Raw genomic sequence first — 24,878 nt, forward strand, 5'->3', positions numbered from 1 at the left:
ATGCCGTAAAGGAAGGCCTGACAGAAGACCGCACTCGATCACACGCCAAAGGGTCAGAAACTTCTTGCATTGCGGGCGGCAACCACAGAAGGCTCTACATGAAGTACCGTCAGACCGATAGCCCGCCAGTGGCGGCGGCCAAGGCGTCATTCAGTACGTCGACCGCCTATCGGATCGAGAGAGACCCCCGACTTCCATCGCAAAGGAAGGCGCCCCGCGGCCGGCGACGACCGGACCCGTTGAGCGAGGTGTTCGAGACCGAGATCGTCCCGATCCTGAAGGCGGCCCCTGGCTTACGCCCGGTGGCGGTGTTCAAGGAGATGCTCCGACGTCATCCGGATCTCGGCAGCGGTATCCGTCGTACCCTGGAACGCCGTATCCGTGCCTGGCGGGCGATCCACGGCGAGGAGCAGCAGGTGATCTTCCGCCAAACCCACGAGCCTGGCCAACTAGGGCTCTCCGACTTCACAGACATGGGCGAGTTGGGTGTGACGATCGCGGGGGTCCCGCTCGATCATCGTCTCTGTCACTTCCGTTTGGCCTATTGCGGGTTCGAGCACGCCCACGTCGTGCTTGGCGGTGAGAGCTTCGTTGCCTTGGCCGAAGGCCTGCAGAATGCCCTCTGGTCGCTCGGTGGGGCGCCGCGGGAGCATCGGACCGACAGTCTGTCGGCCGCATTCTGCAATCTCGATCGTGATGCACGGGACGATCTGACGCAGCGATACGAGGCCCTTTGTGCCCACTACGGCATGAGGCCTTCCCGCAACAATCGAGGCGTCGCCCACGAGAATGGCTCGATCGAAGGGCCCCACGGTCATCTCAAGCGAGCAATCGCGGACGCCTTGCTGCTGCGCGGAACTGTCGACTTCGACGATCTTGCCACCTATCGCGGCTTCATCGACGAGATCGTCAGCCGCCGCAATGCCCGCAACGCCAAGCGGATCGATAGCGAGCGCATGGTGTTGCAGGAGCTGCCCGATCGCCGCACCTCCGACTACGAAGAGGTGATCGTCCGCGTGACATCGTCCGGCGGCTTCACCCTGCGCAAGGTGTTCTACACGGTGCCATCGCGCCTGATCGGTCACCGGCTGCGGGTGCGCCTTTACGATGATCGTCTCGACGTGTTCGTCGGCGGCACCCATCTCGTCACCCTGCCGCGTGGGCGGCCGCATCCCAATGGCAAGTACGACCAGGTCGTCGATTATCGGCACGTGATCCATTCCCTGCGGCGCAAGCCGATGGCGCTTCTCAATCTGGTCTACCGAGATCGGCTGTTCCCGCGCGATGCCTATCGGAAGACCTTCGATCGGTTGCGCGAACGCTTGCCGGACAAAAAAGCCTGCCGGATCATGGTCGATCTCCTCGCGCTCGCTCATGAACGCGGCTGCGAGACCGAACTCGCCGGTCAGCTCACCGCCGACCTCGAGGCCGGCCGACTGCCCGACCTCAACCGGCTAGGTGCTCACTTCGCCCCCGATCCCGCCAACCTGCCGAACGTCGTGGTGCAGCTCGTGCCGCTTGCGACCTACAAATGCCTCATCGGTACCGCCGAGACCGGAGGTGCCGCATGAGCGTAACGAACACGGTTGATGCCGCGCGCCTCAATCTGTTGCTCAATGAGCTCCGTCTGCCTGCCATCAAGGTGCTGTGGGCGCAATTTGCCGAACAGTCCGACAAGGAAGGCTGGCCGGCCGGCCGCTTCCTCGCGACCATCGCCGAGCACGAGATCGCCGAACGCGGACGCCGTCGGATCGAACGACACCTTGTCGAAGCACGTTTGCCCGCCGGAAAGACCTTCGATAGCTTCGACTTCGAAGCCGTGCCGATGATCTCGAAGGCGCAAGTGATGGCGCTCGCCGCCGGTGACAGCTGGCTGGGCAAGGGCGCCAATTTGCTGTTGTTCGGCCCGCCCGGCGGCGGAAAGAGCCACTTGGCGGCAGCGATTGGCCTGGCCCTCATCGAGAACGGATGGCGCGTCCTCTTCACCCGCACCACCGATCTCGTGCAGAAGCTCCAGCTGGCGCGACGCGAGCTCACCCTCGAGGCGGCCATCAATCGTCTCGATCGCTTCGATCTCCTGATCCTTGATGATCTCGCTTACGTCACCAAGGATCAGGCCGAGACCAGCGTGCTGTTCGAGCTCATCAGTGCACGCTACGAGCGCCGCTCGATGCTGATCACCGCCAATCAGCCATTCGGCGAATGGAACAGGGTCTTCCCGGATCCCGCCATGACCCTCGCCTATCGATCGCCTCGTTCACCACGCAACCATCGTCGAGATGAACGTCGAGAGCTATCGCAGACGGACCGCCCTCGAACGAAAACGCGGTCCAGGACGGCCGCCATCGCACGCGACACCTAAAACCGTCGCTGATTGACGCTGCGCGACAATCAGAGTTCAACAAAACTCTTGCGCGCGACAATCATCGCGGCAATCATCATCAGGCCGCGACACTGCCTCGCCATCCTGATCGCCGCGCACCTCCTACCCAGATTGCCGCGCTACATCGTCTCCAAGTTTGGCGACCATACGCCGTTCTACCGCCAGTCCGAGATCTATGCGCGCCAGGGCCTGCGGCTTGATCGGGCGACACTGGGCAACTGCGTCGTCAGGGGGATCTTTTCGAGAGCCCTCCAACATACAGCAGCATTCCGATCGAAGCCCACCAGCAGATGCTGGAGCCGTCGCCACGACCACCGTCCCAGCGGACATCGCCAGTCCGGCAGGCCGGACCAGGAACTTAAAAAATAGGGTTAGGCCTCCTTCGCCTGGCCCAGTCGAACGATGTGCCGTCGACCCAGATACAGTGCAGGATTACGGCGATCTTCCGGGCAACGGCTACCTTTGCCTTCTATCCTGATTGCCGTCGTCGATCGCTTACACAAAACTTCGGACATTCCCCAAGCTGAAGGACAAGCGACGCGAGGGCGCCAAAGTGATCAAGCGCTATCATGTTCCAGCCACGCCCTATGAACGCGCACTGGCGCATCCGAGGTTGAGCAAGGTCGTCAAACGGCGTCTTCGAGAGCTTTATCGCACGCTCGATCCTGTGGCCCTGCTGGCCGAGATGAGAGACGCCCAGGCGGAGCTCGGCACGCGCGTCGACGCCCGAGCGGGCAAGCTCGTGGCAGCAGCCAGCCCACCGGTACCGACAACGAACGCAGCAGCGTTCGCGAAGAGGCTCGGCAATGATGTGCATTTGGGGGAGCAGCGCATCATCCATCGGCGTCTGCACAAGCCATACAAAAAGCGCATGAGAATGCCATCAATGCTCGATCCGCACCTCGCCGACATCGAGCGCTGGCTGGCGGCCGAGCCCCGTCTAACCGCGCTGGCAATTCTCGGTCGCCTCGCTGAACAACGCCCCGAACAATTCGGTCCGCCGCAGCACACCATCGTGCAGCGATTGTTGCGATCGCTCAGACGCAAAGCAGCCGAGACGATCATCCCGCGCACGGCTGAGGGTGCGGCACTGGCCGGTGATCCCGGGACTGGGGCCGCCGCTGCGTGTGATGGGCATTCCGCGACGTCCCCCAGTCCCTCCGATCCTGCGAGCAATGACGCAACCTCGGACCGGCTGACAGTGGGGTCTACATCCGTCAAGCGAAAGTAACATCCTCAGGTGAGGCAATACGGGGGGTCAATATTGCAAACGATGACGTAATTGCGGTCAGCGCTCGTGGGCACGAAAAGCTCCATTAGAATCGAGCTCTCGCAATCAACCGATTCGGAGAACCTGTCATGAAGCAATATGTCGGACTCGATGTATCGCAAAAAGAAACTTCGATGTGCGTGGTCAATGAAGAGGGCGAGGTCTTGTTCGAGGGGAAGGCCAAGTCCGACCCGGGGGCGCTCACGGCACTGCTTCGCAAGCGGGCGCCACAGGCGGAGCGCATCGGCTTTGAGACCGGCGCGATGGCGAGTTGGCTGTGGCATGAACTTCGCAGGGTCGATCTTCCGGTGGTTTGCATCGACGCTCGGCATGCCCACGCGGCCTTGTCGGTACGCATGAACAAGAGCGATCAGAATGATGCTCGAGGTCTGGCCGAACTGGTGCGAGTTGGCTGGTATCGAGAAGTCAAAGTCAAGAGCGAGGAAAGTCAGAAGATTCGCGCGATACTCGTCGCGAGATCCCGGCTCGTGGCCATTCGTCGAGATATCGAAAACCAGGTCCGCAGCCTGATCAAAGAATCCGGGCTGCTGTTTCCACGCGCGATAGGCCTGCAGTTCCGCAATCTGGTCCGTGACCTGTTGGCTGACGGTCATCAGCTCCTCGGTGTGATCGCGCCGCTTCTGTCGATCCATGAGCAGATCTGCAAGCAGCAAAGCAAGTTCGACGATGAAGTCCGACAGCTTGCGAGGTCGGATGAGACGACGCGTCGCTTAATGACGGTTCCTGGTGTTGGTGTGGTGACTGCCTTGACGTTCCGGCATACGATCGATGACCCATCGCGATTCCGATCAGCATCGAGCGTCGGCGCCTATCTGGGTCTTACACCGCGGCGCAGTCAGTCTGGCGAAACGGATATCAATGGCAAGATATCCCGATGGGGCGACCGTCTTCTCCGAACTTACCTGTTCGAAGCGGCGACAGTTCTGCTTTATCGGACGAAGAAATGGTCTTCTCTCAAGGCTTGGGGAATGAAGCTTGCCAAGCGGATTGGCATGAGAAAGGCAAAGGTTGCTATCGCGCGGAAGATCGCCCTAGTTCTTCACTGTATCTGGGTAGACGGCACATCGTTCGACTGGGGCCAGGCGAAGGAAGCCTGATCCGATTTGTGAAGTTCCTGGTCCGGTCCGCCGGACTGGCGATGTCCAGCTGGGACGGTGTTGTGGCGACCTCGTTCATTCGGCTGGTGGCGGCTTGACCGTACTCCGCTGCAGACGTTGAGGCACCCGACCCGGACATCATCATGAGGCGCTGCGCGACCTCGGAAAGGACCATGACCCCAGCGACGACGTCAACCGGTCCGAGCGATCCCAAGCCTGGCCGGCAAACCATGTATCACCCGCGCCCGTGCCGTCTCCGCAACCCTGACCAGCTGCGACGGCACGAGCGCTACCACCTTGCCGTTGGAGAGTTCAAAAATGTGAGCTTGACAATGACACATTACCCGGCCGAAATAGGTACGCATCGTCTCAGCGCCCGCCTGGCACGCTTGAACCGCTTGGCATGGGCGTAGCGCTAATGTTTTATCTGGGCGAACTTGCCCACCCTCGCATAGGACTGGAGTAAACGCACCCGGGTGAGCTGCGCCAGCCGCACCAGCTTCTCGCGCGCTCGGTTCAGAAGCTTGGCATCAGTCCGAAACATCACATTCTTGGGCTGCACCGTCGTGTCGACCATCACCCGGGAGAACTCCGACGGTTCGATCGCCTTGGTCCTGACGGCAACCGACAGGCTCTCTTAGCAGGGCCTGAAGCCGCTCCTCGCCCATACGGTTGCGCTAGCGCCTCAACGACGAGTGATCGAACACCAGTAGCCGGTGCTGGAAGAACTCCTCGCCGCAGAAGAACTGGTAATAGGGGTTCTCCACCCAGCGCTCGCACAGGACCTCGTCGGACAGGTCATAGGTGTGCTTAAGGATCCCGAGCCCTGCGATCAAGCGCGTCGGCAGCGGCGACTGGCTAGGACCGTCCGTGTAGACCATTCCGAACGCCTGCTCCAGGAAGCCCCAATCCACCGTGCGCGCCAGCGTCGCCAGCGAATGCTTTCTATCGATGATCTGATCGAGCAGGGAGCGAAACAGATCCTGCTCGCCGGTCTCGCGCCGCTCCCGTGGCCGCATCAAAACCTCCGCTCATGCACTCCGACGAGCAGAGGATCACGATTGAATTCGACGGAATACCTCATTCGATCTTGCAAGGAAATCGGCCTCGCCATCGCGATTGCCGGCAAAATCAATCGCCGGCATTCCTCGAACTAGCCCGTAACTTCAGGCTGTTCGCGTTACTTCACGGGGGACTAGCTTACGAGTGGCGAGCCGTTGGGTTTACGGTATGGCACAGTCGGGCAGCGTGACCTGGATTTTAGCCACGTGCTAGCCGCCTACTCTACTCGGCTGACCGTACGGAAAGAGTAATTCTGCGCGGGAGTCCAAGCGCGATGGGAAAAACGGCGTCTGTCAGGCGTCTAAGCGCGCGGCATTCTTCAGACAAGCGTCCTTCCAAATAGCTGCGATCGTGCTCTGGCAGCTCGCGTTCCAGGAGCTGGCTGTAGCGGTGAATGCGGTTACGATGACTACGCATGGCAGCCAATTCATCATTGATGGGCATCGGCTCTCTTGGCGAATCCGGCAATATCTGCTGGGATCTCCTGCGAAATCCTTGCCAAAGGCTGGCCTGAAGCAGCGTGGACCCACAGTTGTCTTGCATGTGCCGACTTGCTAAGGGCAAACCGATCTCGTAGCTCGCCCAAACAGACCTCGGAACTGCCCAACTTATTAGAATACCTGCCGCCGAGGAGCGTGGTGCGATACGGTCGCTATAGTGTTGCGTTTGCGACAGGACCCGAGCCTTTGAAGACAGGGGCGGCTCGGGCAGGCTAGAATCCATATCGGATGCGACTTGTCGGCGTTTTGCGCTAACTATCGCCGGAAAGAAGGCCGCCAAAGCGCGAATATTGCTTCCGATGGTGATGGAAGCGGACGTGCTCCCCAACAAGGTTGTTCGGTGCCGCATTGGATAATCACGAAGCGTGGGACTGCTTGCGCCGTACACCACGACCACCGTTGAAGTCAGGCAAGCCGGATGCAGTGGCTCGCAACGGGGCCGACCGGCTGCGCCAGAAGGCGATACTGCCATTCGATGTTGTTGCCTTCAGTGCACTTGTCGTTGTCATGATAGACATTCGTTGAATAGGGTTTGATCGAATGGAATGGAGGGACTTTAGCCATGATCGCTCTTTCCTTGTAGGAAGGGGACTATTGTTGCGCGTGCGCCAACGGCGCGAAAATAGCGCCCTGCCGCTGCGCTGAGTAAATCAACAACCGAGGAGGCCGGGATATTTGCCCGTTGTCATTTAAAAGCGGAATACGCGCTCTTATATGAGCGACGGTTCTGAACGAAGGCCCCGTTCGCTCGCTGCCACACGAGCTATGGAATATGGCCGCAGTACAGATCACATCTACATCGAGCGTCACTCACACCCTCGATTTACTGATCCCATACGAACTTCGCACCCTCCGGGACTTCGCACAGGAATTCGTCCTGGTGTTCCGGCTGCGTCATCCCGGCCGCTAGTTTCGACGCCCGCACCGTGAGCTTACCATCGGGGCTCAGATTGTGACGGATGTATTCAGTCACTGGGAGCCCCGATGGTAAGCTCATGGTGAGGACGGTGTGCAACCCCGTTTTTGTATGACTGTTTTCGTGGCCGGCGGCCTCCTCCGATTCGTAAGGCGGCCTTCGTAATGAGAGTATCTCCCGTCGAAACGCTAAAAATGCTGCTGCAGTCAGCGTTTCATTGCTTAAAGGCCGAACATGAAGTTCACCCCGGAGGCACGCGCGAGCACGGAATCTTCTCCTTGGGTTTAAGAGGCATAGGAGCGGCCTATACAGTAAAGCGACTTGCCAGCAACAGAAAACGGGTGACGAGGAAACCTGCATAGGTAATTGCGCCGGCGGATAACCCGATCCAGACTCCAATTGCACCAAAGACCCAGCTCAAGGCGAAACTGACCGGGAAGCCGATTAGCCAGTACGCAAAGATTGCGAACAGAAGCGGTTTTGCCGTGTCTTTCAGCCCACGGAGCCCGCCACCCGCAATGACCTGCGCTGCATCAGCTACGAAAAAGCTTGAGGCAACCATAAGGAGGGATGACGTCAGTCCGATTGCCGTGTCCGTGTCGTTCAGTGACTTGTTTAAGAAAAACGCGGCGATCCGAAAACGCGTCGCAATGACCCCAACCGTCACAAGCGCAGAGGCCAAAACACCGAGCAGGATCGCAGCCAGGCCTGCGCGCTTGATACCGGAGGCGTCATTGTGCCCGACCGCATGACTGACCCGCACTGCGGCCGCCATGCTGATGCCGAAGGGCACCGTGTAGGCGATTGTGGCGATCTGCATCGTAATCTGATGAGCGGCAAGCGCGCTCGGGCTGATCCTACCTACAAGGAGTGCGGCGGCGGCGAACACGCCGTATTGCATGATGACTGCTACCGAGATCGGCGCTCCGATCAAAATGATCGCTCGTAGGAGCGGCCAGTCGAAGTGCCACAGGTGCGCAAGCACCTGGTAGTCGCGGAACGGGCGGCAAGCTATTGCGGGCCATAGAGCTGCTACGAACATGCCCCAATTTACGAGGGCGGTCGCAATGCCGACGCCAAGAAGATCTAGTGGTGGCAGCCCGAGCTTTCCGAAGCCCAGAAGATAAACAATGGCCGCGTTGACCGGGATAGCGGCCAGGGTAATTCGGAAGATCGGTTGCGGCCGTCCCACTGCGCCCATGAAATGTCGAATGGCCTGAAACCACAGCGCTGGCGTCACGCCCCACGCGAGTCCAAGCAGGTACTGCTGAGATAGCCGTGCTGCGCAATGTTCCTGACCGAGGGCGAGCAGAACTTGTTCGCCTGCCGTACAAACAGCCATAATAGGCAACGAGAAAAGCAGGGCCAGCCAAAGCCCCATGCGCAGTGCACGCGGCACATCGGCCGCACCCTTGCCGGCAAGAGATTGTGCCGTCAAAGGTGCGATCGGCGTCAGTAACCCGGCGCCGAACGTGAAGCTTATGACATACAGGGTGGTGGCCAATGCTGCGGCCGCGAGCTCCCGGGGCCCAAGACGACCAACAAAGGCAAGATCCGTCGCCATCATTGCGACCTGAGCAAGCTGCGCCAGTGCCATTGGCCAAGCCAACACCGCGGTCGCACGGAGCTCGACAGCGAATCTACTCAAAACCGTTCGTGTCCTTGGATTGCGACGCAAGGCAGAAAGCTGCTTCATTTGGTGTATTTCGTGCTCGGTGAAGACGCCTGCCCGCCTCGAGCCCACGGTCCCGCGATGTTGGGCGTCGAGTGCAAAAGGTGTTGATTCTGTAAAGAAGGTAGAACCAGGTGCGTCGCAGCCCTCAGGATACGGTGCCCCGGTTCGATGCTAGTGCCGTCATTGGTAGGCCCAAGCGAGCCTGTGTCCGTTGACAACGAAAACGCGATCAACGTGCTAAGGTGCATGTTGGTTTGGAAGAAGACATGATGAACGTACGGAAGCCGCCATAGTGAGCGCCGCGCGCTGGTGCGTCTCTCTCTCCAAGAAAGTATCGCTAACGCTGTCCAGCTAGTCTTGAGGTTAAGTGCGCAGTGTAGGATGCGCCGAAGTGCCGTAAGGTAGTGCTCTGTCATTGGGGCGTTTTCTACCGTCCCGGCAGATGAGCAAGTCCTTTCAAAACCTGTGCCACAATGAAAGTCTGAGTGAATTTGCCGAAGGGAAGGCGCCATGAGGCGGACAGCTGTCGCATCTGCGACAGTCCCCGTTGGGAAGAGCGGGGCTGCTGGGTCACTCAGGGCTGGCACTTGCGGTCAATCCAACCAGCCGCGCAGAGTGTCACGGTCAACTCTTTGTGGTCCAAACAACCTAACGATTAAAGCCTCAAGTCAGCTTCGGGCCATGACCTCCTGCGGTTCAAAGCCTGAGGCGGCTGTAATAATAACTTGAAACCAGTTACTGAGTAGTATCTAGGTGTTTCTTTCGGGTTATTCGCAGTGCCAGTTCGGCGTTTGCCTCGCAATGTTAAACGTGAATAGCGATTTGGCGCCATGCAGCTTGTAGTCATGGCTCCTTGCGGCTGGGTGGCCAGGACGCATCGGCAACATCGGCGCGCTGCGGCCCAAAGCATGACTTGAGGCTACTACTGTGTGTCCGCACACGAAACGATCCTTGGGGAGCCCTAAAATCCGACGGCATCGCGAATGTCGATCAAGACGTACGGATCGGTCGAGCCTGAATCTCTCTGATCCGAGGCGCGGGGAGCCGGAAGGCCGGCGAATGCGGTGCATGTCGATACCGGCCGCCGCTGGCCTTTACCGTGCCGCGAAAACTCCGATGGTTGGTCGTCTTGGGGCAGTTTCCCTCGCGCGATCACCGGCTTCGATGCGGGAATCGGGCGCCGCCACTTCTCCCATTTCGGACTTCAGGTCCATGTGGTCGTCTCCTTCTGGTTCTGCCCTCTGCAAGAAAGCCAACACGACCCGGGTTCGCAGCTAGCCTGCACTGTATTTCGACCCTCGTCAGCGACTTCAGGTCGATCTCCATCATCATCATGATCGCGATATTGGGACAACCAAGTCTGTGGACCGACATCAGATAAGTCGTCGCCGGTCAGTAAGCCGATTCCAACACATCGAATGGGATTGAGTTTAGTTCTCCGATTGCGAGCTTGTGTTGCAGGAAAAGGGGGCCGACGCGCCTTGCCATAATGTCGACGCGGGCTCCAGAGTGGTGAAGCCGGATGAAAAGGTACCCGCGTGCGGCGGACAAACACGAGTGTCAGAAAAAGCATAGTAGTTGTCAGAGCAGCTGAGGTGTCTCTTGCGTTTCTACACTGTCCCAATTTGTATGAAATCGGCACGCGCTTTGCTCTGAGGCAAGGCAGGGCACGTGTCTCGGGCATGTCCAGCCAACGGCCGGATCGTCGACGTCGCCCTTCTCCACTAAAGGAAGAGCGATGTATCAGCCGTCTAAACGATTTCGGGGTATTATCTCAGGTAAGAGGCGCCGCCGTCATTCTGAGGTTTCAGATCGCGCAATTCGCGTTGCTGGGGGGCTCAAGCGCTTCGGCATTGGGAAAGGGGACAGTGTATGCATCTTAATGCGGAATGATATCGCATTCGTCGAAGTTACCGATGGGATCATGAGAGCCGAAGCCCTTGCAGTACCTGTAAACTGGCATTTCAAGCGACAGGAGATCGGGTACATTCTGGCCGACTGTGGAGCACGTTTGCTAATAGGCCACGCGGACCTCTTGCATTTGTTGGATGCCGATCTCGCTAGCAGATTGCCAATTCTAAGCGTTCCGACGCCGCCCGAAGTAGCAGAGGCGTACAAGATTGAAGGGACGCGCCTCAAAGTGCCGCACTTCGCGCGGGATTTTGAAGAGTGGATAGCGGATCAGCCGCTCTTTGCAGGAGCGCCCGCGCGGCAGCCGATGACGATGATCTACACCTCAGGAACGACTGGTTGTCCTAAAGGCGTGCGTCGTAGCCCACCAACCAGCGAGCAGGCGATCGGATTGGAGGAAATGCGAGCCATAGTCTATGGATCTGGCACTCGCGCGCTACTCCCAGGCCCGCTTTATCATTCAGCGCCGAATTTATTTGGAATGTGGTTCAGCCGCCGCGGTGGTGCGCTTGTGCTGATGCCGCGGTTCGAGCCTGAAGAGTTGTTGCGGCTGATAGAGGCGGAGAGGATCGACACCATCTTGATGGTGCCGACTATGTTTATTCGCCTTCTGCAGCTGCCCGACAGTATTCGACGAAGCTATGATCTCGCGTCCTTGCGACACGTAGTCCACGGGGCTGCGCCCTGCCCCCCGATCGTGAAGAATGCCATGATAAATTGGTGGGGCCCCATTATATGCGAGTTCTACGGCTCGACGGAGGCCGGTGCGGTAACATTTGCGAGTTCGCGAGAATCACTTGCAAAGCCGGGAACGGTCGGCAAGCCGCTAGAGCACGTTCAGCTGCGTGTGATTGGTGCAGACGGAAGAGAATTGTCGGCCGGACAAATAGGAGAAATCTGTTCACGCAACGTATGGTACCCACGGTTCAAGTACCACAATCGACCTGGGAGCTCTGCCGAGGCCGATGACGACGGTTTCACTGCTTCCGGTGACCTCGGTTATATCGACGCTGATGGATATGTATTTCTTTGTGACCGAAAACGGGAGGTTGTAATCTCAGGCGGTGTCAACATTTATCCCGCGGAGATCGAAGCGGCTCTCCATATGATACCGGGCGTTCAAGACTGTGCTGTGTTTGGCGTTCCGGACGCGGACTTTGGCGAGGCACTGATGGCGGTGATCGAACCGCGCCGACGGGAGGTGCTTAGAGTCCATGACATCCGCGAGAAGTTGAAGACGGTGTTGGCGGACTACAAGATTCCGAAAATAATCGAGATCCGGACCAGCCTTCCGCGTGAAGAGTCTGGCAAGTTATTCAAGAGGCTGCTGAAAGATCCTTATTGGGAGAAGTCAGGACGCAGGATTTGAGAGGACTCGAGACGGAACAAAACCCCGCATCTGAAAAGGCACTGTTCTGCCCGTGGGCCCTCGGCTTGAGGGTCGCTAGCTACAATTGGTTGCCGTCATGGATCTCCTCTGTCGCAAGGTCGTCAGTTCGGGATGCGCGATGACAGAAGGGTTGATTGGTCCTCTCTACGCTGACTGTGGCCGCGACGAAGCGGCTGGATGGGTCTACCGTTCGATGAGGTGTCCACTCCGACTTACCGACGTCGTAGTGCTAGGATGGTGGCAGATAGACTTAGAAGTCGAAGTCTCCAATGGAAGCGTTTCGTGCAGCCTCGACAGGCGCGGTCGACGATCCTGGTGCAAGGTGAAGCTGTCCCGTTTGCATCGTGTCCACGTTAAGCGTTTGCCTCCGTCTACTCCTCTCACTGTGGCGGCACGTTAATTGCTGCTTGCTTGGAGAGGCTGCGCAGGCCGACGACTGTACTAAGGCGGAGAGCACTCTGCCCGCGCACCACATCACAGCGCAGAGGAGTTGAAGTTGGACCCCAATACATCACGACAGGCCTCCCGCCAGAAGGATTTGTACAAGGTCGGCGAAGTGCCGCCCCTCGGACACGTTCCCGAACGTATGTACGCGTGGACCATACGGCGCGAGCGCCACGGGCCGCCAGAGAGTTCGATGCTGGTAGAAGTGGTGCCGACTTGGCCGATCGGCGAGGATGAAGTATTGGTCATGGTCGCTGCTGCAGGCATCAACTATAACGGAGTGTGGGCGGCGTTAGGGGCGCCGATGTCCCCCTTTGATGTGCACCTATGCTCCTATCATGTGGCCGGATCGGATGCGGCTGGAGTGGTTTGGGCGGTAGGAGCAAGGGTGCGCCGGTGGAGGGTTGGGGACGAGGTGGTCATCCACTGCAATCAGGACGACGGGGATGATGAGGATTGCAATGGTGGCGAACCGCTCCTCTCACCTTCCCAGAGGATCTGGGGATACGAGACGCCTGATGGTTCTTACGCCCAGTTCTGCCGCGTGCAGCCACGGCAATTGATGCCGAAGCCAGCTCACCTCAGCTGGGAGCAGGCCTGTTGCTACACGCTAACGCTTGCAACGGCTTACCGGATGTTGTTCGGACACCCGCCGCACATTCTAAAGGCTGGCGACTACGTGCTGATTTGGGGTGCTACGGGCGGGCTCGGGGTATCTGCAGTGCAGCTTGCAACAGCATGCGGCGCCAATGCAATCGGAGTCGTTTCCGATCGGACTAAGGCCGATTATGTAAGATCGCTTGGTGCAAAGGGTGTTATAGTCCGCACTGAATTCAATTGCTGGGGCCCTATGCCGGCAGTAAATTCACCTCAATACGGGCCTTGGCTCAAGGAGGTGCGGCGGTTTGGAAGGGCAATTTGGGATGTTACTGGAAAGCGCGATATCGATATTGTGTTCGAGCATCCAGGTGAGCAAACATTCCCCGTCTCGACGATCGTCGTAAAGCGCGGTGGCATGGTAGTCGTTTGCGGCAGCACAACAGGTTTCAATCTTACCTTCGATGCCCGTTATATCTGGATGCGCCAGAAGCGAATTCAAGGTTCTCATTTCGCGAATCTCAAACAGGCAAATGCTGCGAACCGTTTTGTGCTCGATCGCCGAATCGACCCGAGTATGAGCGAGGTCCTGCCGTGGGAGGAAGTTGCGCGAGCGCATACGAAGATGTGGAAGAATCAGCACAGGCCCGGAAACATGGCTGTTCTGATCAATGCGCCGCGAATCGGACTACGAAATTTGGAGGACATTTTATCCGCGGCTGCGTTGCCTTAACCGTAAGCGCAGTTCTGCGGCTTTTGACTGGCCCTTGACGCCTATTTTGTTCGCGTCGCGCGTCGCCGCGGTTTCCATGTGTCGGACAGCGCGTTGACGGCGGCTTCGAGCGCCTTCCGGTCGACGATGTTGGGATCGAACCGCGCCGGACCCCAGAGGCGCATATGTTCGTGGTCCGGATGGGCAGGGTCTCTGATGGCTTCAAGGTATTCGGCATAACCCGGCGCACCGCCGACGTCTTCCGGAGGACAACGACCGGCGGCTTCGAGCAAGAAGGGAAGTCCCTCCGTCGTGGTGTTCTCGAACCATTTTTCGAGCTTGATCACATGGTCCCAGCTGTCGCCGAAGTCATAGAGATAATGGATCGTCTTGGCGCCAGTCTCGCGAACGACATCGCAAGGCCGCGCTTTGCTGGCATCCATGGGCTGGTGGGCGTAATCGTTGTGAGGATCTGGAATCCCCCAACGGACCTCACCAGCGAAGAACTCGAAGAGGTGGCTGTTCGTCCAGCCAAATGCCGCCTGAAGCGACAGATGCAGCCGATCCAAGCGCAGGGTGACGGGTACGACGAGGCGACGCATCACCTCCGGTTTCACGTCCTTGAGGTCACCTTGATCCGGACCGCGGTCGTGTTCAGGCTCATGCCGCCAGCCTCGGATCGTATGGAAGCATCGTGTAGATCGATGCCCAAGGGAGCAGTTCGTCCAGTCGCGCCGCAGGCCAACCATTGACGAGATTGGCGAGAACATCAGCGAGCCAGTGCTCGGCACTGACGCCATTGAGCTTACAGGTTTATGCCGCCCGCCGAACTATGCCGAACGGAGTTGGTATGGCACGCCGTTGTCACGCTGGCACCGCCGATCGCGTGCAGGGCAGCCCCATTCCATTCGGCATAGTCTGGTCGTTCAGAGCGCCTCCAGAAAGGCGAGCAGGCGGTCGTTCGGCTGGAAGCGGGTTAGCTTGCCGCGCTCGTACGGCTTGAGCTTCGCCAGGGCAGCTTCCTTGAGGGCGAGGTGGGCGTGCAGGTACGTCTGCGTCGTCTCGACCGATTCATGACCGAGCCACAGCGCGATCACAGAACAGTCGACGCCGGCTTGCAGCAGTTCCATCGCAGCGCTGTGCCTCAGCACGTGCGGCGACACGCTCTTGGCCTTCAAAGACGGGCAACTCTTGTGAGCGACACGAACATGCTTTCCCAGCAGGGACTGGACGCTGTCGGCACTGAGCCGGCCCCCGTGCACGTTCGGGAACAACGCTGTTGCTCCTTTCCGCAACGGTTCCTTGAGCCATGCCTGGAGCGCACACCGAGCGAGTGTGGTCAGCGGAGTGGTCCGCTCCTTCCGCCCTTTACCGACGCATCGCACGTGTGCGCCAGACCCGAGGTGGACGGCATCCCGGTCAAGGCCAGTCAGCTCTGAGAGGCGTAAGCCTGTCTGGGCCGCGACTAACAGCAAGGTGTGATCGCGGCGGCCAAGCCACGTCGTTCGATCGGGCGCTGCGAGAACCGCCTCGATCTCGGGGCGCGTCAGGAAGTGCACCTTTCGCTTGTCGTGACGCTTGCTCGGTATGGCGAGCACGCGCTGGATCAGCGCACTGTGTGCCGGTTCCTCGAAGGACACGAACCTGAAGAAGGATCGGATGGCCGTCAGACGCAGGTTACGCGTCTTCGCACTGGCGCCGCGCGTTACCTCGAGATCGGTGAGGAACGCGCCGATGAACGTTGCATCCAGATCGGCGAGCGTCAGGGCCGATGGGGACTTGCGCAGCTGCACCCGAGCGAACATGAACAGCAGCCGGAACGTGTCTCTGTAGGAGGCGATCGTGTTGCCGCTAACATTGCGCTGGCGCATGAGGCGCTCGGTGAAGAAGCGCTCGATCAACGTGGCGACATTGCAAGCGGGCTTCATGGCGTCACCTCCCATCGCCGATCGAGACGCCGCGCGGCTTCCTCCATCAACTCGGGGCAGGCCGAGAGATACCAGTAAGTGTCGCGCACGCAGACGTGGCCGAGGTAAGTGGAGAGCACTGGGAGTTGTTGCTCGACGTTCTTGCCTTCGCGATACCAGTTGAGCAGCGTCCGGATGGCGAAGCGATGACGGAAGTCATGCACGCGTGGCCCGGTACGATCACCTGGGCGCCGCAGCCCGATCTCTCTGGACAATCGCCAGAAGACGCGATGAACGTACTGGTGCAGCAAGCGGCCTCCCTGTTCGGCAACGAAGAAGGTCGAGCCGCAGCGTGACCCGAGCAGCGCATCGCGCCGGTGGGCGTAGTCGCGCAGCGCGGTTCTCGTCGTCGGATGCAATGGCACGAGCCGCGACTTGCCGAACTTGGTCAGCCGGACCGTCAGCACGCCGGCGTCGAGGTCGACGTCATCACGCTCCAGGCCCATCGCCTCGGATATACGCATGCCCGTCACCGCGATCAGCCCGAACAAGGCATGGTAGGTCCATCGGCGCAGCCCGTCCGCTGGTGGCAGAGCCAGCGCTGCCGTCAGCAACGCATCGATCTCCGCGTCGCTGTAAACATAGGGCTTGGCGCGCTTCCATCCGGGCAGCATGCCGACGGGCGGCACCTCCGTTCTCGGGTCGAAGTTGGCGACATGGCGCGCGAACCCGCGCACGTCGCTCAATCGCAGCGCCCAGGATGCATGACGATCGGGCGGCAGCGTTGCCCATTCCATGGCCAGCTTCGTCGTGATGATCCTCGCCTTGCGCTTCTCCATGAAGGCGACGAAGTCGGCGAGCCGACGGGTCTGGTGCTCGTACTTGTATCCAAACCCTTGCGCATGCTCAGGTACTTATCGAGTGCGGCGCGCAGATTGGTCATTGCACGCCTCCCGGCCAGGGCAGGCTCAATGTTCTCAGCGCATCGATGTCGACCTTCGAGTAAATCCGGGTAGTGTCGTGGTTCTCGTGCCGCAGCAACTGTCCGATCTCCGACAAGGTGGCGCCAGATCGGAGAAGCTCGGTAGCGAGACTGTGTCGGAAGATATGGGCGCCGCGATGTGCGCAACCTTCGATTCCAACGCGATCGAGAGCGGCCTTGGCGATCATGGTGATCGCACATCCGGAAGCAAAGCCGACGTGTGGCGCGAGCGTACGGACGAACAATCGTCGGCACGACGACTTTGGGCGGCCATTGCGGAGATATGCAACGATGGCCGCGCCAACGTCTGGCGGTATCGGCATCCGTGCACGCTGTCGGCCCTTGGCGCGAACGAGTATCTCGCTGGCGCGCCAGTCGATATCATCAAGGGTGAGCGTCGCGACCTCGTCGGCCCGCAGGCCGAGCTTGGCTAGCAACAACAGAATGGCGTAGTCCCGCCGTCCCATCACTGTCTCTCGGTCGCAACCGTCGAGAGCCTTCCGCACCTGTGCCGCAGGCAGATAGGTCGGCAGAGTTGCGAGCTTCCATCGCCGCATCGATGGAACGCAATCCGCCAACGGGCGCGCGTTCAGCCCCCGATGGTGGAGGTAACGGAGAAAGGCGCGCAACGACCAGCACATCGCCTTGCCTGTTCCCGGGCTCCAATCCTGGGCGTGGCGCTCAATGTAGCGGATCACGTCCTCTTGGCTGATCTTGCCCAGGGCGGCGCCGCCGGAGCACACCTCGTGCAGGAACCTGCGGATGACCGGGAGATGGCGGACGATGGACCTCGGGGCCAAGCCGCGCTCTGATCGCAGGTAGGCATCGAACTCCTTGAAGATCCGTTCGTGCGGGGTGAGAGGCGGCAGCACCGACGGCGCGATCACGCCTTCCTCGCGCAGCACCGACAGCCATCGCTTGAGCGCGGCCCGGTCACCGGGTTGGATAGACTGCCTTCCGCCTCGATGCCGGAGGTACCGCTCAACGACCTGCTCATCGAGATCGACCAGCTTGTAGCGACGGCCCGCCATCCAACTCAGGAGCCCGCCAACCACGTTGAGGCAACGCCACGTGCCGTGCCGAACGAGCCTCTCTTCGATGAGACGAGCGGCGTAGCGCTCGACGAGTTGTCCGTGCGGCCCGCTTCTGAGACGCCGGTACAGCCGGCTTCTGCCCAAGTACTTTTCAACTTCCATCTTCCTGTTCTCCGCTGTTGAAAGCGGAGGCACAGAACGAACTATGCCGAACCGACCAAACGCCGGTCAGCCAGAAATCTGGGGAAAACGACCCGACTCGGCATAGTTCGGCGGGCGGCATAAACAGCCCTATGCCGCGCGCGGCATAGGGCTGTCTCAATGAACGAAGCCAGGACTGCCCAATCCTCGGCGCCCTCGTCGCACCCGGCAAAAAGAGAGTTCTTGGCGTTGAGCTTGATCGGCCGCATCGCACGCTCGACAGCATTCGTGTCCATCTCGATGCGCCCGTCATCAAGGTAGAGTGTCAGGCCGCTCCAATGACGGAGCGCGTAACGCAAGGCCTTCGCCGTGTCGCTCTTCGGTGCAAGGTGATCAAGCTTGGCCTCAACCCACTGCTTCAAGGCTGTAGCGAGAGGCCGAGCATGCGCCTGCCTGCCGGCACAGCCCTCCGCATCCGATCGGCCGCGGAGGGCCTTCTCGACTGCGTAAAGCTGGGCGATGCGTTCAAGAGCCTGGCGGGCAACCGGAGCTGGCGCCGGCGAAGCCTCGCGCTCGATCTTCACAAACTGGCGCCGCAGATGCGACCAGAAGGCGAGCGTCCCGGACAGGGCGTCCGCACGCCTCTCTCGGATCATCGTCTTGTAAGCTCCGTCGCAGTGGATGATGCCGCGATAGCCTTCGAGCAGCCTCAAGCCGGACGGCTCCACGGCCCGGTGCATAAGCGTAAACCACCCAGGTGGGTCAGGTCCGGCCCAGGGCCTGTCATCGCGTGACAGCGCCCAGAAGTAGCCAGTTTTCGTCCTGCCGCGCCCCGGATCTAACACCGGTGCGGGAGTCTCATCGACACAGAGCTTCGAGGAGGCGAGCAGAAGCTGGCGCAGACGATGCCTTCAATTCCTGGGCCGCATAGCCGACCCAGAAGGCGAGCGTGGAACGATCCAGCGCTATTCCGTGGGTCGCCAACATCTGCGCCTGGCGGTAAAGCGGCAAATGCCAATGATACTTGGCGTCGATCACATGCGCGACCAGCCGCTCGGTGGGCAATCCTCCCCTGATCAGTCGCTCGGGCGCAGCCTGCTGGAGGACGACGCCGTGACAGGCGCGGCAGGCCAGCTTGGGCCGGCGGGTTACGATGACGCGATACTGCGCCGGAACGACATCGAGCCTCTGACTCTCATCGTGACTGATCTCGAAGAGGTCGCCGTTACAACACGGGCAACTGGTCTCCGCTGGCATCAGGATTTCGACGATGCGCGGCAAATGCCACGGAAGTTAAACCCTGTTGGCTCTGCGCGCGGCAGCTCTCTTCTCGCAAACTCTGGGATTGGGGCGATCTTCGGCTGCTTCGAGGGCGGCGACGGCCTGATCGATATCCTCCAGAACAAACTGCAGCTGATCAGCGTCCAGCTTTTCCGAGGACCGACCGAACTGCGCATCTTTTGCAAGCTTGAGCAACCGCTCGAGCCTGGCGCAGCGATCCAGCAGAGCCGCGGCAAAGACCCGCAACTCGGCCGGATCGCTCGGCAGTTCATCAGGCAAATCACTCATTGCCCCGAGTCTGCCATGCTTCGCGCCCCGATGCAGCGAAGATTTGTATCTTTACGCAAGTGCTTTCGGCGGTGCGTCGCGAGGCGCATGCATGCGCGTCCAATCCATGCCAGCCAGAAGCACCGACAGCTGGGCGGCATTCATCCGCATCACGCCGGCCACAATGTGAGGCCATTTGAAGCCGCTGCCATCGAGCCGCTTCCAGTACATCACAAGGCCGCTGCCATCCCAGACGACGATCTTCACCCGGTTAGAGCGCATCGCACGGAACACCACCGGCACACCCTTCATCGGGTCATGGCCCAGCGTCTCCTTCGCCAACAGCGCCAAGCCCTCCGCACCTTTTCTGAAGTCTACAGGTTGCGTCGCCACGTAAAGCATGAGGCTCGCGGGCGGCGTCAGCATGAACGTGTCCGTCGAAGCGCTAAGAACACGTCGCTCAACACAGCAAGGCCAGGCGCCCCCCGCACCTCCACGCGTGCTCCCTGGAGCTCAACCGTCACAATGGCTGCTTCCGGCGACCTGGTCGGCTCTGCGGCCGCCGGTAGCGCCGATTCCGATACCACCGGCACGAACGACAGCGTCTCCGAAGTCGGCAGCACCAACTGGCCCAAACGTGCCCGGCGTCGCCAGTCGTGCACCTGCTGGGTGCGTATTCCGACGAAGTCGGCCGCGGATTCCGGGCGAAGCCGGCCGCCTGTACCGATTGAAGCCGGCCGTGGATTCCGATGATCCCGGCCGCCTGCCGAGGCGGGGTCTCGCGACGACGTCGTCATCAGGTCAGTTGGCGGGCTCGTCGTCAAGCGTCTGACGCTTGGCGGCGGCTTTGCGCAGGCTCTCGCCCTTGAGATTGAGCCTGTGGGCGTTGTGTACGAGGCGATCGAGGATAGCGTCGGCAATGGTTGGGTTGCCGATGAGCTCGTGCCAATGCTCGACCGGGAGCTGGCTTGTCACCAAGGTCGAGCCGCGGCCATGGCGATCCTCCATCATCTCCAACAGGTCGCGTTGCTGCTCGGCAGTCATCGGGGCAAGTCCCCAGTCGTCGAGGACCAGAAGCTCGACGCGCGCCAGGGTCCTGAGCAGGCGAGCGTGGCGGCCGTCGCCCCGCGCGAGAGTGAGCGCCTCGAACAGCCGCGGCAGCCGTTGATAAAGCACGGAGCGGTTGTCCCGGCAGGCCTTGTGGCCCAAGGCGCAAGCAATCCAGCTCTTGCCGACGCCGGTCGGGTCGATGATGAGCAGGTTCTGATGCCGGTCGATCCACTCGCCAGCGACGAGCTTTTGGAACAGCGGCTTGTCGAGCCCGCGCGGCGCCTTCATGTCGATATCCTCGACGACGGCGTTCTGCCGGAGACTTGCGAACCGCAACCGAGCAACCAGCCGCTTGTTCTCGCGCTCGGTCGCTTCACGGTCGACGAGCAGTGCGAGGCGCTCCTCGAAGGCCAGCGCGGCAATGTCGGGTTGTCGCTGCTGTTCGTCGAGGGCCTTCGCCATGCCGGTAAGCCCGAGCGCGACGAGGCGGTCGTGGGTGGGATGTGTCAACATCGTCTCTCCTTTCTTCACTGGTAGTAATCGGTGCCGCGGATATTGCCGTGTCGGATCGGTGGGCCGTCTGGCGGTCTCTCGTTGGCGTAGGCGCGATCGAGCCCGTGCTGCAGGATCGACTTGATCGAGCCGTAGGTGGTCGCGCCGATGTCGTTGCCACGCTGGCAGGCGGCCTCGATGCGGGCCGAGCCGTAGCTGCGCGCGAGCCGCAAAATGCCGAGACAAGCCCGGAAGCCCTGCTCGGGGTGTGGTTTGGCTTTCATGATTGCTTCGACGAGAGCGATCGTGGCAGGGCCGATCTTGGCGGCTTCTCGCTTGATCCGCGCCGGGGTCCATTCGGCATAACGCCGGTGCGCGCTCGGCATGTGCTCCGGGATCGTGGTGTGGCATTGGGGTACGTCAGAGCGGGCGTGGCTGGCAACCCGGCTGCCCTTGTGCAGGATCTCGACCGTCCTGTCGGTGACGCGCGCCTCGAGCTCTTCGCGGATCAGACGCGAGGGCACCGAGTAGTAGTGACCGGCGATCTCGACGTGATAGTCGGGCGCGACTCGGCACTTCTTCCACTCGGCATACTGATATGGCATCGGCGGCAGGGCGTTGAGCGCCGGCTTGTCGATCTGTGCGAACAGCTCGTTGCGGCTCACGCCGAGTTTACGCATGATCCTGGCATAGGATCGGCGTCGCCTCAATCCTATTGCTCCTAACGATAGGACATGCCGTCCGCACGGCCGTCGCTTTCACAGCATGGTTTTCCTTAGGCAATCCAGGAAGAGAACGTTTCCTAGCTACGAGCGGTCGGCCTAGATCACTCACCCTACAAGAGTAGATAGGCAGGAATCTCTTGCGGCCGAGCAGTGAGGATCGATAAAAGGATACAACCAGCCTCACACAGAGGACTAACAAATATGACATACACCTTGAATCCCTTGCTGCGCTTTCTCCAGGTTTACGATGACGCGGCCGCGAAAATGGGCATCAGGCTTTCCATTGGGTGTGATTTCAACGAGTACATCGCGATCACAGCCTCGCTAGCAGACAAACCCAATACTTATCCCATCTTTCGGCCAGACCGCTCACCGATTCGAACGGGCGAAGGGTATTGGCTTGTGGGTTTTGATAAGGAAAACAAAGTGGCGCTCGTCGAGGCCGCGCGCTTCTATGACCTGTCGCAAACCACCCTTGCAGCACACCTCGAAACGCTGAAGTTCTTCTATGCGAATCCGACGATAGATGCACATCCTGAAGATCGCTGCGTTTGTACTGCTCAGATGGCGCGCAGCATTACAGGTAAAGTGGTGTACCACGGGGATATCTGGATCCGCCCCGACTTCAGGGGCTCGGGCCTGCTCAAGATCATGACGGGGACTATGCGTGGCGTCAGTCTTGCGATGTGGGCTCCCGACTTTCTCTGTGGCCTAGCTGGGCGGTGGTCGTTGGATAAGAACGTCTATGATCCGGTTCACAATGAACCAGGCGGAGCAGACATTCACCTGGTGCAAGAGAATATCGTCGCTAACGATTGGCTGTTCTGGATGACAGGCTATGAACTTAAGCAATTGTTAGACGTAACGCCGGACCTGAACTGATCGTCTAACGTCGTTGCATTTGCGGGCTGCGGGCCGGAACAATACCGGCGACGAAGGTCTTGAGCTAACGCCCCACCGATTGCCGCTCTCTAGACTAGATGCCATACGCTTGTGAGTTAATGAGCGTGCCAAGCACTTCAGCTACCAGCAGCCTCTCCATCGGATCTCTATACACCATCCGGGTCACCGTACAAGGCTCACGACTTCGATCCGAGTTATCGCGTCGCTCCGCCCACCGCGTAGAAGCGGACATACCAATGCAAGGAGATCTTTCAATGAGTCTTAAGCTTACCGTCTTTACTGCGATACCCCGCGAAAGGGGACAGCAGCAAGGAGAGCTGATGCGATCGGAAATCGCGGCCAATGCTGACTTTTATTTAAAACGCTTTTGCGCTAACGGAACTAATCTTGCGCAAATTCAAGCTGAAGCAACTGGTTGGTTGCGCTTCCTTGAAGATCTACGACCCGACTACGTTGAAGAGCTGAGGGGAATTGCCGACGCTGCCTTTATGCCCCTCTATACGGTTGTGATGCTTAACGTCCGGCATGAGATTTGGCTACGCCTGATGGCACGTCGAGCCGCCGATCTATCGTATGGGATTTTGGATGGCTGCACGTCTGCCGGATTAATGCCCGAGGTAACCGCGCAAAATACAACAATGCTGGCGCAAACGATCGATGGGCAAGCGGCAGTTCGGGGCACCCTTTTTGTAGGCAAAGTAGTGACGCCCGCTAACCCGCAATGGCTGGGCATCTTCGAAGCAGGCTGCGCCGGCCCCATAGCGGGACTGAATGAAGCTGGGATCGGGCTAGTCTGCAACAGCTTGGTTTCGCCTATTGATGGCTCGGCACTCATGACCGCCCCGTTTAAGCTGAGGTGCCGGTCCATCCTTCAGGCGCCGACATTCGACCGCGCGATAAGCGCGATTATCCGCGCTGATCGAAACATCTCTATGAACTACCTGATTGGCCATGCTGATGGCGAGATTATCAACATTGAGAGCTCCCCCAATGACAAACGGTACATTTATCCTGAGGATGGGGTAATTTCACACGCAAATCATTTTGAGCCGGGAACACGAATACCTTCAGAATGGGAGCGCTTTGTGCCCGACAGTCCGTTTCGGTCCCGTCGCTTTGGTCGACATCTGCGCTCAAGGCTCGGGCAGGTGGATGTGGATCATATTTTGTTGGGCCTCAAAGACCATTTCTCTTACCCGGCATCCATTTGCTGTCACCCGAACCAGGATACGCAGTATCCGAATAGTACCCTTTCCGCCATCATTATGGATCTAAGCAAGCGTGTTTTGTTCGCCACTGACGGACCCCCGTGCAGCGCGCCGCTTGAGCGATTTGATCTTTGGATTTAGGGTCTGTACCTAATTAGCCGGTTCTGATTCCCTCGCACCGAGTTGATTCGGCACGGGGGACTTCGATGCGCAAAGGGCTGTTTTGGCTTAACGACAAGCAGTGGGCTCAGATAGAGCCGCATCTGCCGATGAACCAGACCGGCCCGGCGCGCGATGACGATCGGCGCATCATCAGCGGTATCATTCACATGCTTCAGTGCGGCGCACGCTGGCGCGATTGTCCGCCCGACTACGGTCCTTACACAACGATCTACAATCGGTTCAATCGCTCGGCCAAGCGTGGACATTGGCAGGCGATCTTTGAAGCGCTCGCCCGCTGTGGCAAGGACGGCGTGACTTTATCCATCGACTCCACCTCGATCAAGCGCATCGCTCGGCGAGCGGCGGAAAAGGGGGGGAGCATGAACAAGCGATCGGCCACTCGCGCGGTGGGCGGACCACGAAAATCCATGCGCTGAGCGACCCTGACTGCAGACCTTGCGCATTTCATCTCACTCCAGGCCAGGATGCAGATATAGCCGCAGCGCCGGCCCTTTTGGAACTCGCGCCACCGATGTCTGCCCTCATTGGTGACAAAGGGTACGACGGCGACGGCTTTCGCGCCGAAATCATCGATCGTGGTGCCAAGCCTGTCGGTATCCGCCGGGGCTAAGCCGCGACAGGAGCTTTCACCAATTCCACCGCTTGAGGAGCGTACGCATACGACGAAGGCCGCCTGATTGACGCATGCGCGCGAGCACGGCGAGTTCTACGATGGCGTTGCGTGAAG

Annotated in this window: 17 protein-coding genes and 8 pseudogenes; 10 read left to right on the forward strand and 15 right to left on the reverse strand. The window is 59.8% G+C overall.

The genetic code is table 11. From position 1 onward, the window contains the following. Positions 1-98 precede the first annotated feature (98 nt). The 3 genes and pseudogenes from istA to XH83_RS38800 form a co-directional block, all read left to right on the forward strand. Entirely contained in the window at positions 99-1,571 is a 1,473-nt protein-coding gene (istA, locus tag XH83_RS38790; RefSeq protein WP_128955187.1) for an IS21 family transposase, read from the forward strand. Beyond that, positions 1,568-2,378: pseudogene (gene istB / locus XH83_RS38795) on the forward strand (IS21-like element helper ATPase IstB). The gene istA and the pseudogene istB (XH83_RS38795) overlap by 4 nt, the downstream one beginning before the upstream one ends. Before the next feature lie 128 nt (positions 2,379-2,506). Next, positions 2,507-2,609, forward strand: a pseudogene (locus XH83_RS38800) (transposase); the annotation flags it as partial. A 132-nt stretch (positions 2,610-2,741) separates the two neighbouring features. On the opposite strand, the pseudogene XH83_RS40110 reads toward XH83_RS38800, so the two are convergent. Beyond that, positions 2,742-2,852 (reverse strand): annotated as a pseudogene (locus XH83_RS40110) (IS110 family transposase); the annotation flags it as partial. Positions 2,853-2,936: 84 nt separating this feature from the next. Here XH83_RS40110 and XH83_RS38805 point away from each other — a divergent pair. Together XH83_RS38805 and XH83_RS38810 are read left to right on the forward strand one after the other, a co-directional pair. After that, complete coding sequence (locus XH83_RS38805) at positions 2,937-3,614, forward strand: hypothetical protein (RefSeq protein ID WP_128955123.1); 678 nt, start codon at positions 2,937-2,939, stop codon at positions 3,612-3,614. 128 nt (positions 3,615-3,742) lie between these two features. Beyond that, a complete protein-coding gene (locus tag XH83_RS38810; protein WP_128929876.1) occupies positions 3,743-4,771 on the forward strand; it encodes an IS110 family transposase in 1,029 nt (342 codons plus the stop codon). A 338-nt stretch (positions 4,772-5,109) separates the two neighbouring features. Here the strand turns inward: XH83_RS38810 and XH83_RS38815 are convergent. The 4 genes and pseudogenes from XH83_RS38815 to XH83_RS38830 all read right to left on the reverse strand — a co-directional run. Then, positions 5,110-5,790: pseudogene (locus tag XH83_RS38815) on the reverse strand (transposase); the annotation flags it as partial. A gap of 265 nt (positions 5,791-6,055) precedes the next feature. Further along, a complete protein-coding gene (locus XH83_RS38820; RefSeq protein WP_128929875.1) occupies positions 6,056-6,277 on the reverse strand; it encodes a hypothetical protein in 222 nt (73 codons plus the stop codon). A gap of 461 nt (positions 6,278-6,738) precedes the next feature. After that, a complete protein-coding gene (locus tag XH83_RS38825; protein WP_164934297.1) occupies positions 6,739-6,897 on the reverse strand; it encodes a hypothetical protein in 159 nt (52 codons plus the stop codon). 656 nt (positions 6,898-7,553) lie between these two features. Further along, positions 7,554-8,945 carry an MATE family efflux transporter gene (locus XH83_RS38830; protein ID WP_128929874.1) on the reverse strand — a complete coding sequence of 464 codons (1,392 nt, stop codon included), beginning with the start codon at positions 8,943-8,945 and terminating at the stop codon, positions 7,554-7,556. Positions 8,946-10,662: 1,717 nt separating this feature from the next. On the opposite strand from XH83_RS38830, the gene XH83_RS38835 reads away from it, so the two are divergent. Next, a complete protein-coding gene (locus XH83_RS38835; RefSeq protein ID WP_128929873.1) occupies positions 10,663-12,204 on the forward strand; it encodes an acyl-CoA synthetase in 1,542 nt (513 codons plus the stop codon). A gap of 517 nt (positions 12,205-12,721) precedes the next feature. After that, complete coding sequence (gene ccrA, locus XH83_RS38840; protein ID WP_232995631.1) at positions 12,722-13,999, forward strand: crotonyl-CoA carboxylase/reductase; 1,278 nt, start codon at positions 12,722-12,724, stop codon at positions 13,997-13,999. A 41-nt stretch (positions 14,000-14,040) separates the two neighbouring features. On the opposite strand, the gene XH83_RS38845 is transcribed toward ccrA, so the two are convergent. The 10 genes and pseudogenes from XH83_RS38845 to XH83_RS38885 all read right to left on the reverse strand — a co-directional run bounded on the left by XH83_RS38845 (position 14,041) and on the right by XH83_RS38885 (position 21,842). Continuing rightward, positions 14,041-14,580 (reverse strand): plasmid pRiA4b ORF-3 family protein, encoded by a 540-nt coding sequence (locus XH83_RS38845; protein WP_246767934.1) that lies wholly within the window; start codon positions 14,578-14,580, stop codon positions 14,041-14,043. Positions 14,581-14,638: 58 nt separating this feature from the next. Next, positions 14,639-14,791: pseudogene (locus tag XH83_RS40590) on the reverse strand (transposase domain-containing protein); the annotation flags it as partial. Positions 14,792-14,904: 113 nt separating this feature from the next. Next, positions 14,905-15,906, reverse strand: coding sequence for a tyrosine-type recombinase/integrase (locus XH83_RS38855; protein ID WP_128929872.1), 1,002 nt, complete (start codon positions 15,904-15,906; stop codon positions 14,905-14,907). Then, positions 15,903-16,828 (reverse strand): annotated as a pseudogene (locus XH83_RS38860) (tyrosine-type recombinase/integrase). Before XH83_RS38860 ends, XH83_RS38855 begins: the two are co-directional and overlap by 4 nt. Continuing rightward, positions 16,825-18,063 carry a tyrosine-type recombinase/integrase gene (locus tag XH83_RS38865; RefSeq protein ID WP_128929871.1) on the reverse strand — a complete coding sequence of 413 codons (1,239 nt, stop codon included), beginning with the start codon at positions 18,061-18,063 and terminating at the stop codon, positions 16,825-16,827. Before XH83_RS38865 ends, XH83_RS38860 begins: the two are co-directional and overlap by 4 nt. A 41-nt stretch (positions 18,064-18,104) precedes the next feature. Then, positions 18,105-19,299, reverse strand: a pseudogene (locus XH83_RS40115) (IS66 family transposase). A 36-nt stretch (positions 19,300-19,335) separates the two neighbouring features. Continuing rightward, positions 19,336-19,611, reverse strand: a complete 276-nt coding sequence (locus tag XH83_RS40125) for a transposase (protein ID WP_232995629.1) — start codon at positions 19,609-19,611, stop codon at positions 19,336-19,338. Positions 19,612-19,662: 51 nt separating this feature from the next. Then, complete coding sequence (tnpB, locus tag XH83_RS38875) at positions 19,663-20,016, reverse strand: IS66 family insertion sequence element accessory protein TnpB (RefSeq protein WP_128929870.1); 354 nt, start codon at positions 20,014-20,016, stop codon at positions 19,663-19,665. Positions 20,017-20,391: 375 nt separating this feature from the next. Further along, the gene (istB, locus tag XH83_RS38880; RefSeq protein ID WP_128929869.1) at positions 20,392-21,153 is read right to left on the reverse strand and encodes an IS21-like element helper ATPase IstB; all 762 of its coding nucleotides are present in this window, start codon (positions 21,151-21,153) and stop codon (positions 20,392-20,394) included. 14 nt (positions 21,154-21,167) lie between these two features. Then, the gene (locus tag XH83_RS38885; RefSeq protein WP_164939080.1) at positions 21,168-21,842 is read right to left on the reverse strand and encodes a transposase; all 675 of its coding nucleotides are present in this window, start codon (positions 21,840-21,842) and stop codon (positions 21,168-21,170) included. Positions 21,843-22,058: 216 nt separating this feature from the next. Between XH83_RS38885 and XH83_RS38890 the strand changes: the two genes are divergently transcribed. The 3 genes and pseudogenes from XH83_RS38890 to XH83_RS38900 form a co-directional block, all read left to right on the forward strand. After that, positions 22,059-22,739: a hypothetical protein gene (locus tag XH83_RS38890; protein ID WP_128929867.1), complete on the forward strand. Its 681-nt coding sequence runs from the start codon at positions 22,059-22,061 to the stop codon at positions 22,737-22,739. Between the two features lie 275 nt (positions 22,740-23,014). Next, positions 23,015-24,109: a C45 family peptidase gene (locus tag XH83_RS38895; RefSeq protein WP_164934298.1), complete on the forward strand. Its 1,095-nt coding sequence runs from the start codon at positions 23,015-23,017 to the stop codon at positions 24,107-24,109. A gap of 65 nt (positions 24,110-24,174) precedes the next feature. Further along, positions 24,175-24,743, forward strand: a pseudogene (locus tag XH83_RS38900) (IS5 family transposase); the annotation flags it as partial. Positions 24,744-24,878 lie beyond the last annotated feature (135 nt).

Source organism: Bradyrhizobium sp. CCBAU 53351 (genome assembly GCF_015291745.1).
GTDB lineage: Bacteria > Pseudomonadota > Alphaproteobacteria > Rhizobiales > Xanthobacteraceae > Bradyrhizobium.

Coding starts and splice junctions, on each gene's coding strand:
- istA (WP_128955187.1), top strand. CDS start 99: ATGAAGTACCGTCAGACCGATAGCCCGCCAGTGGCGGCGGCCAAGGCG.
- XH83_RS38810 (WP_128929876.1), top strand. CDS start 3,743: ATGAAGCAATATGTCGGACTCGATGTATCGCAAAAAGAAACTTCGATG.
- XH83_RS38820 (WP_128929875.1), bottom strand. CDS start 6,277: ATGCCCATCAATGATGAATTGGCTGCCATGCGTAGTCATCGTAACCGC.
- XH83_RS38825 (WP_164934297.1), bottom strand. CDS start 6,897: ATGGCTAAAGTCCCTCCATTCCATTCGATCAAACCCTATTCAACGAAT.
- XH83_RS38830 (WP_128929874.1), bottom strand. CDS start 8,945: ATGAAGCAGCTTTCTGCCTTGCGTCGCAATCCAAGGACACGAACGGTT.
- XH83_RS38835 (WP_128929873.1), top strand. CDS start 10,663: ATGTATCAGCCGTCTAAACGATTTCGGGGTATTATCTCAGGTAAGAGG.
- XH83_RS38845 (WP_246767934.1), bottom strand. CDS start 14,580: ATGCGTCGCCTCGTCGTACCCGTCACCCTGCGCTTGGATCGGCTGCAT.
- XH83_RS38855 (WP_128929872.1), bottom strand. CDS start 15,906: ATGAAGCCCGCTTGCAATGTCGCCACGTTGATCGAGCGCTTCTTCACC.
- XH83_RS38865 (WP_128929871.1), bottom strand. CDS start 18,063: ATGGAAGTTGAAAAGTACTTGGGCAGAAGCCGGCTGTACCGGCGTCTC.
- XH83_RS40125 (WP_232995629.1), bottom strand. CDS start 19,611: ATGAGTGATTTGCCTGATGAACTGCCGAGCGATCCGGCCGAGTTGCGG.
- tnpB (WP_128929870.1), bottom strand. CDS start 20,016: ATGCTGACGCCGCCCGCGAGCCTCATGCTTTACGTGGCGACGCAACCT.
- istB (WP_128929869.1), bottom strand. CDS start 21,153: ATGTTGACACATCCCACCCACGACCGCCTCGTCGCGCTCGGGCTTACC.
- XH83_RS38890 (WP_128929867.1), top strand. CDS start 22,059: ATGACATACACCTTGAATCCCTTGCTGCGCTTTCTCCAGGTTTACGAT.
- XH83_RS38895 (WP_164934298.1), top strand. CDS start 23,015: ATGAGTCTTAAGCTTACCGTCTTTACTGCGATACCCCGCGAAAGGGGA.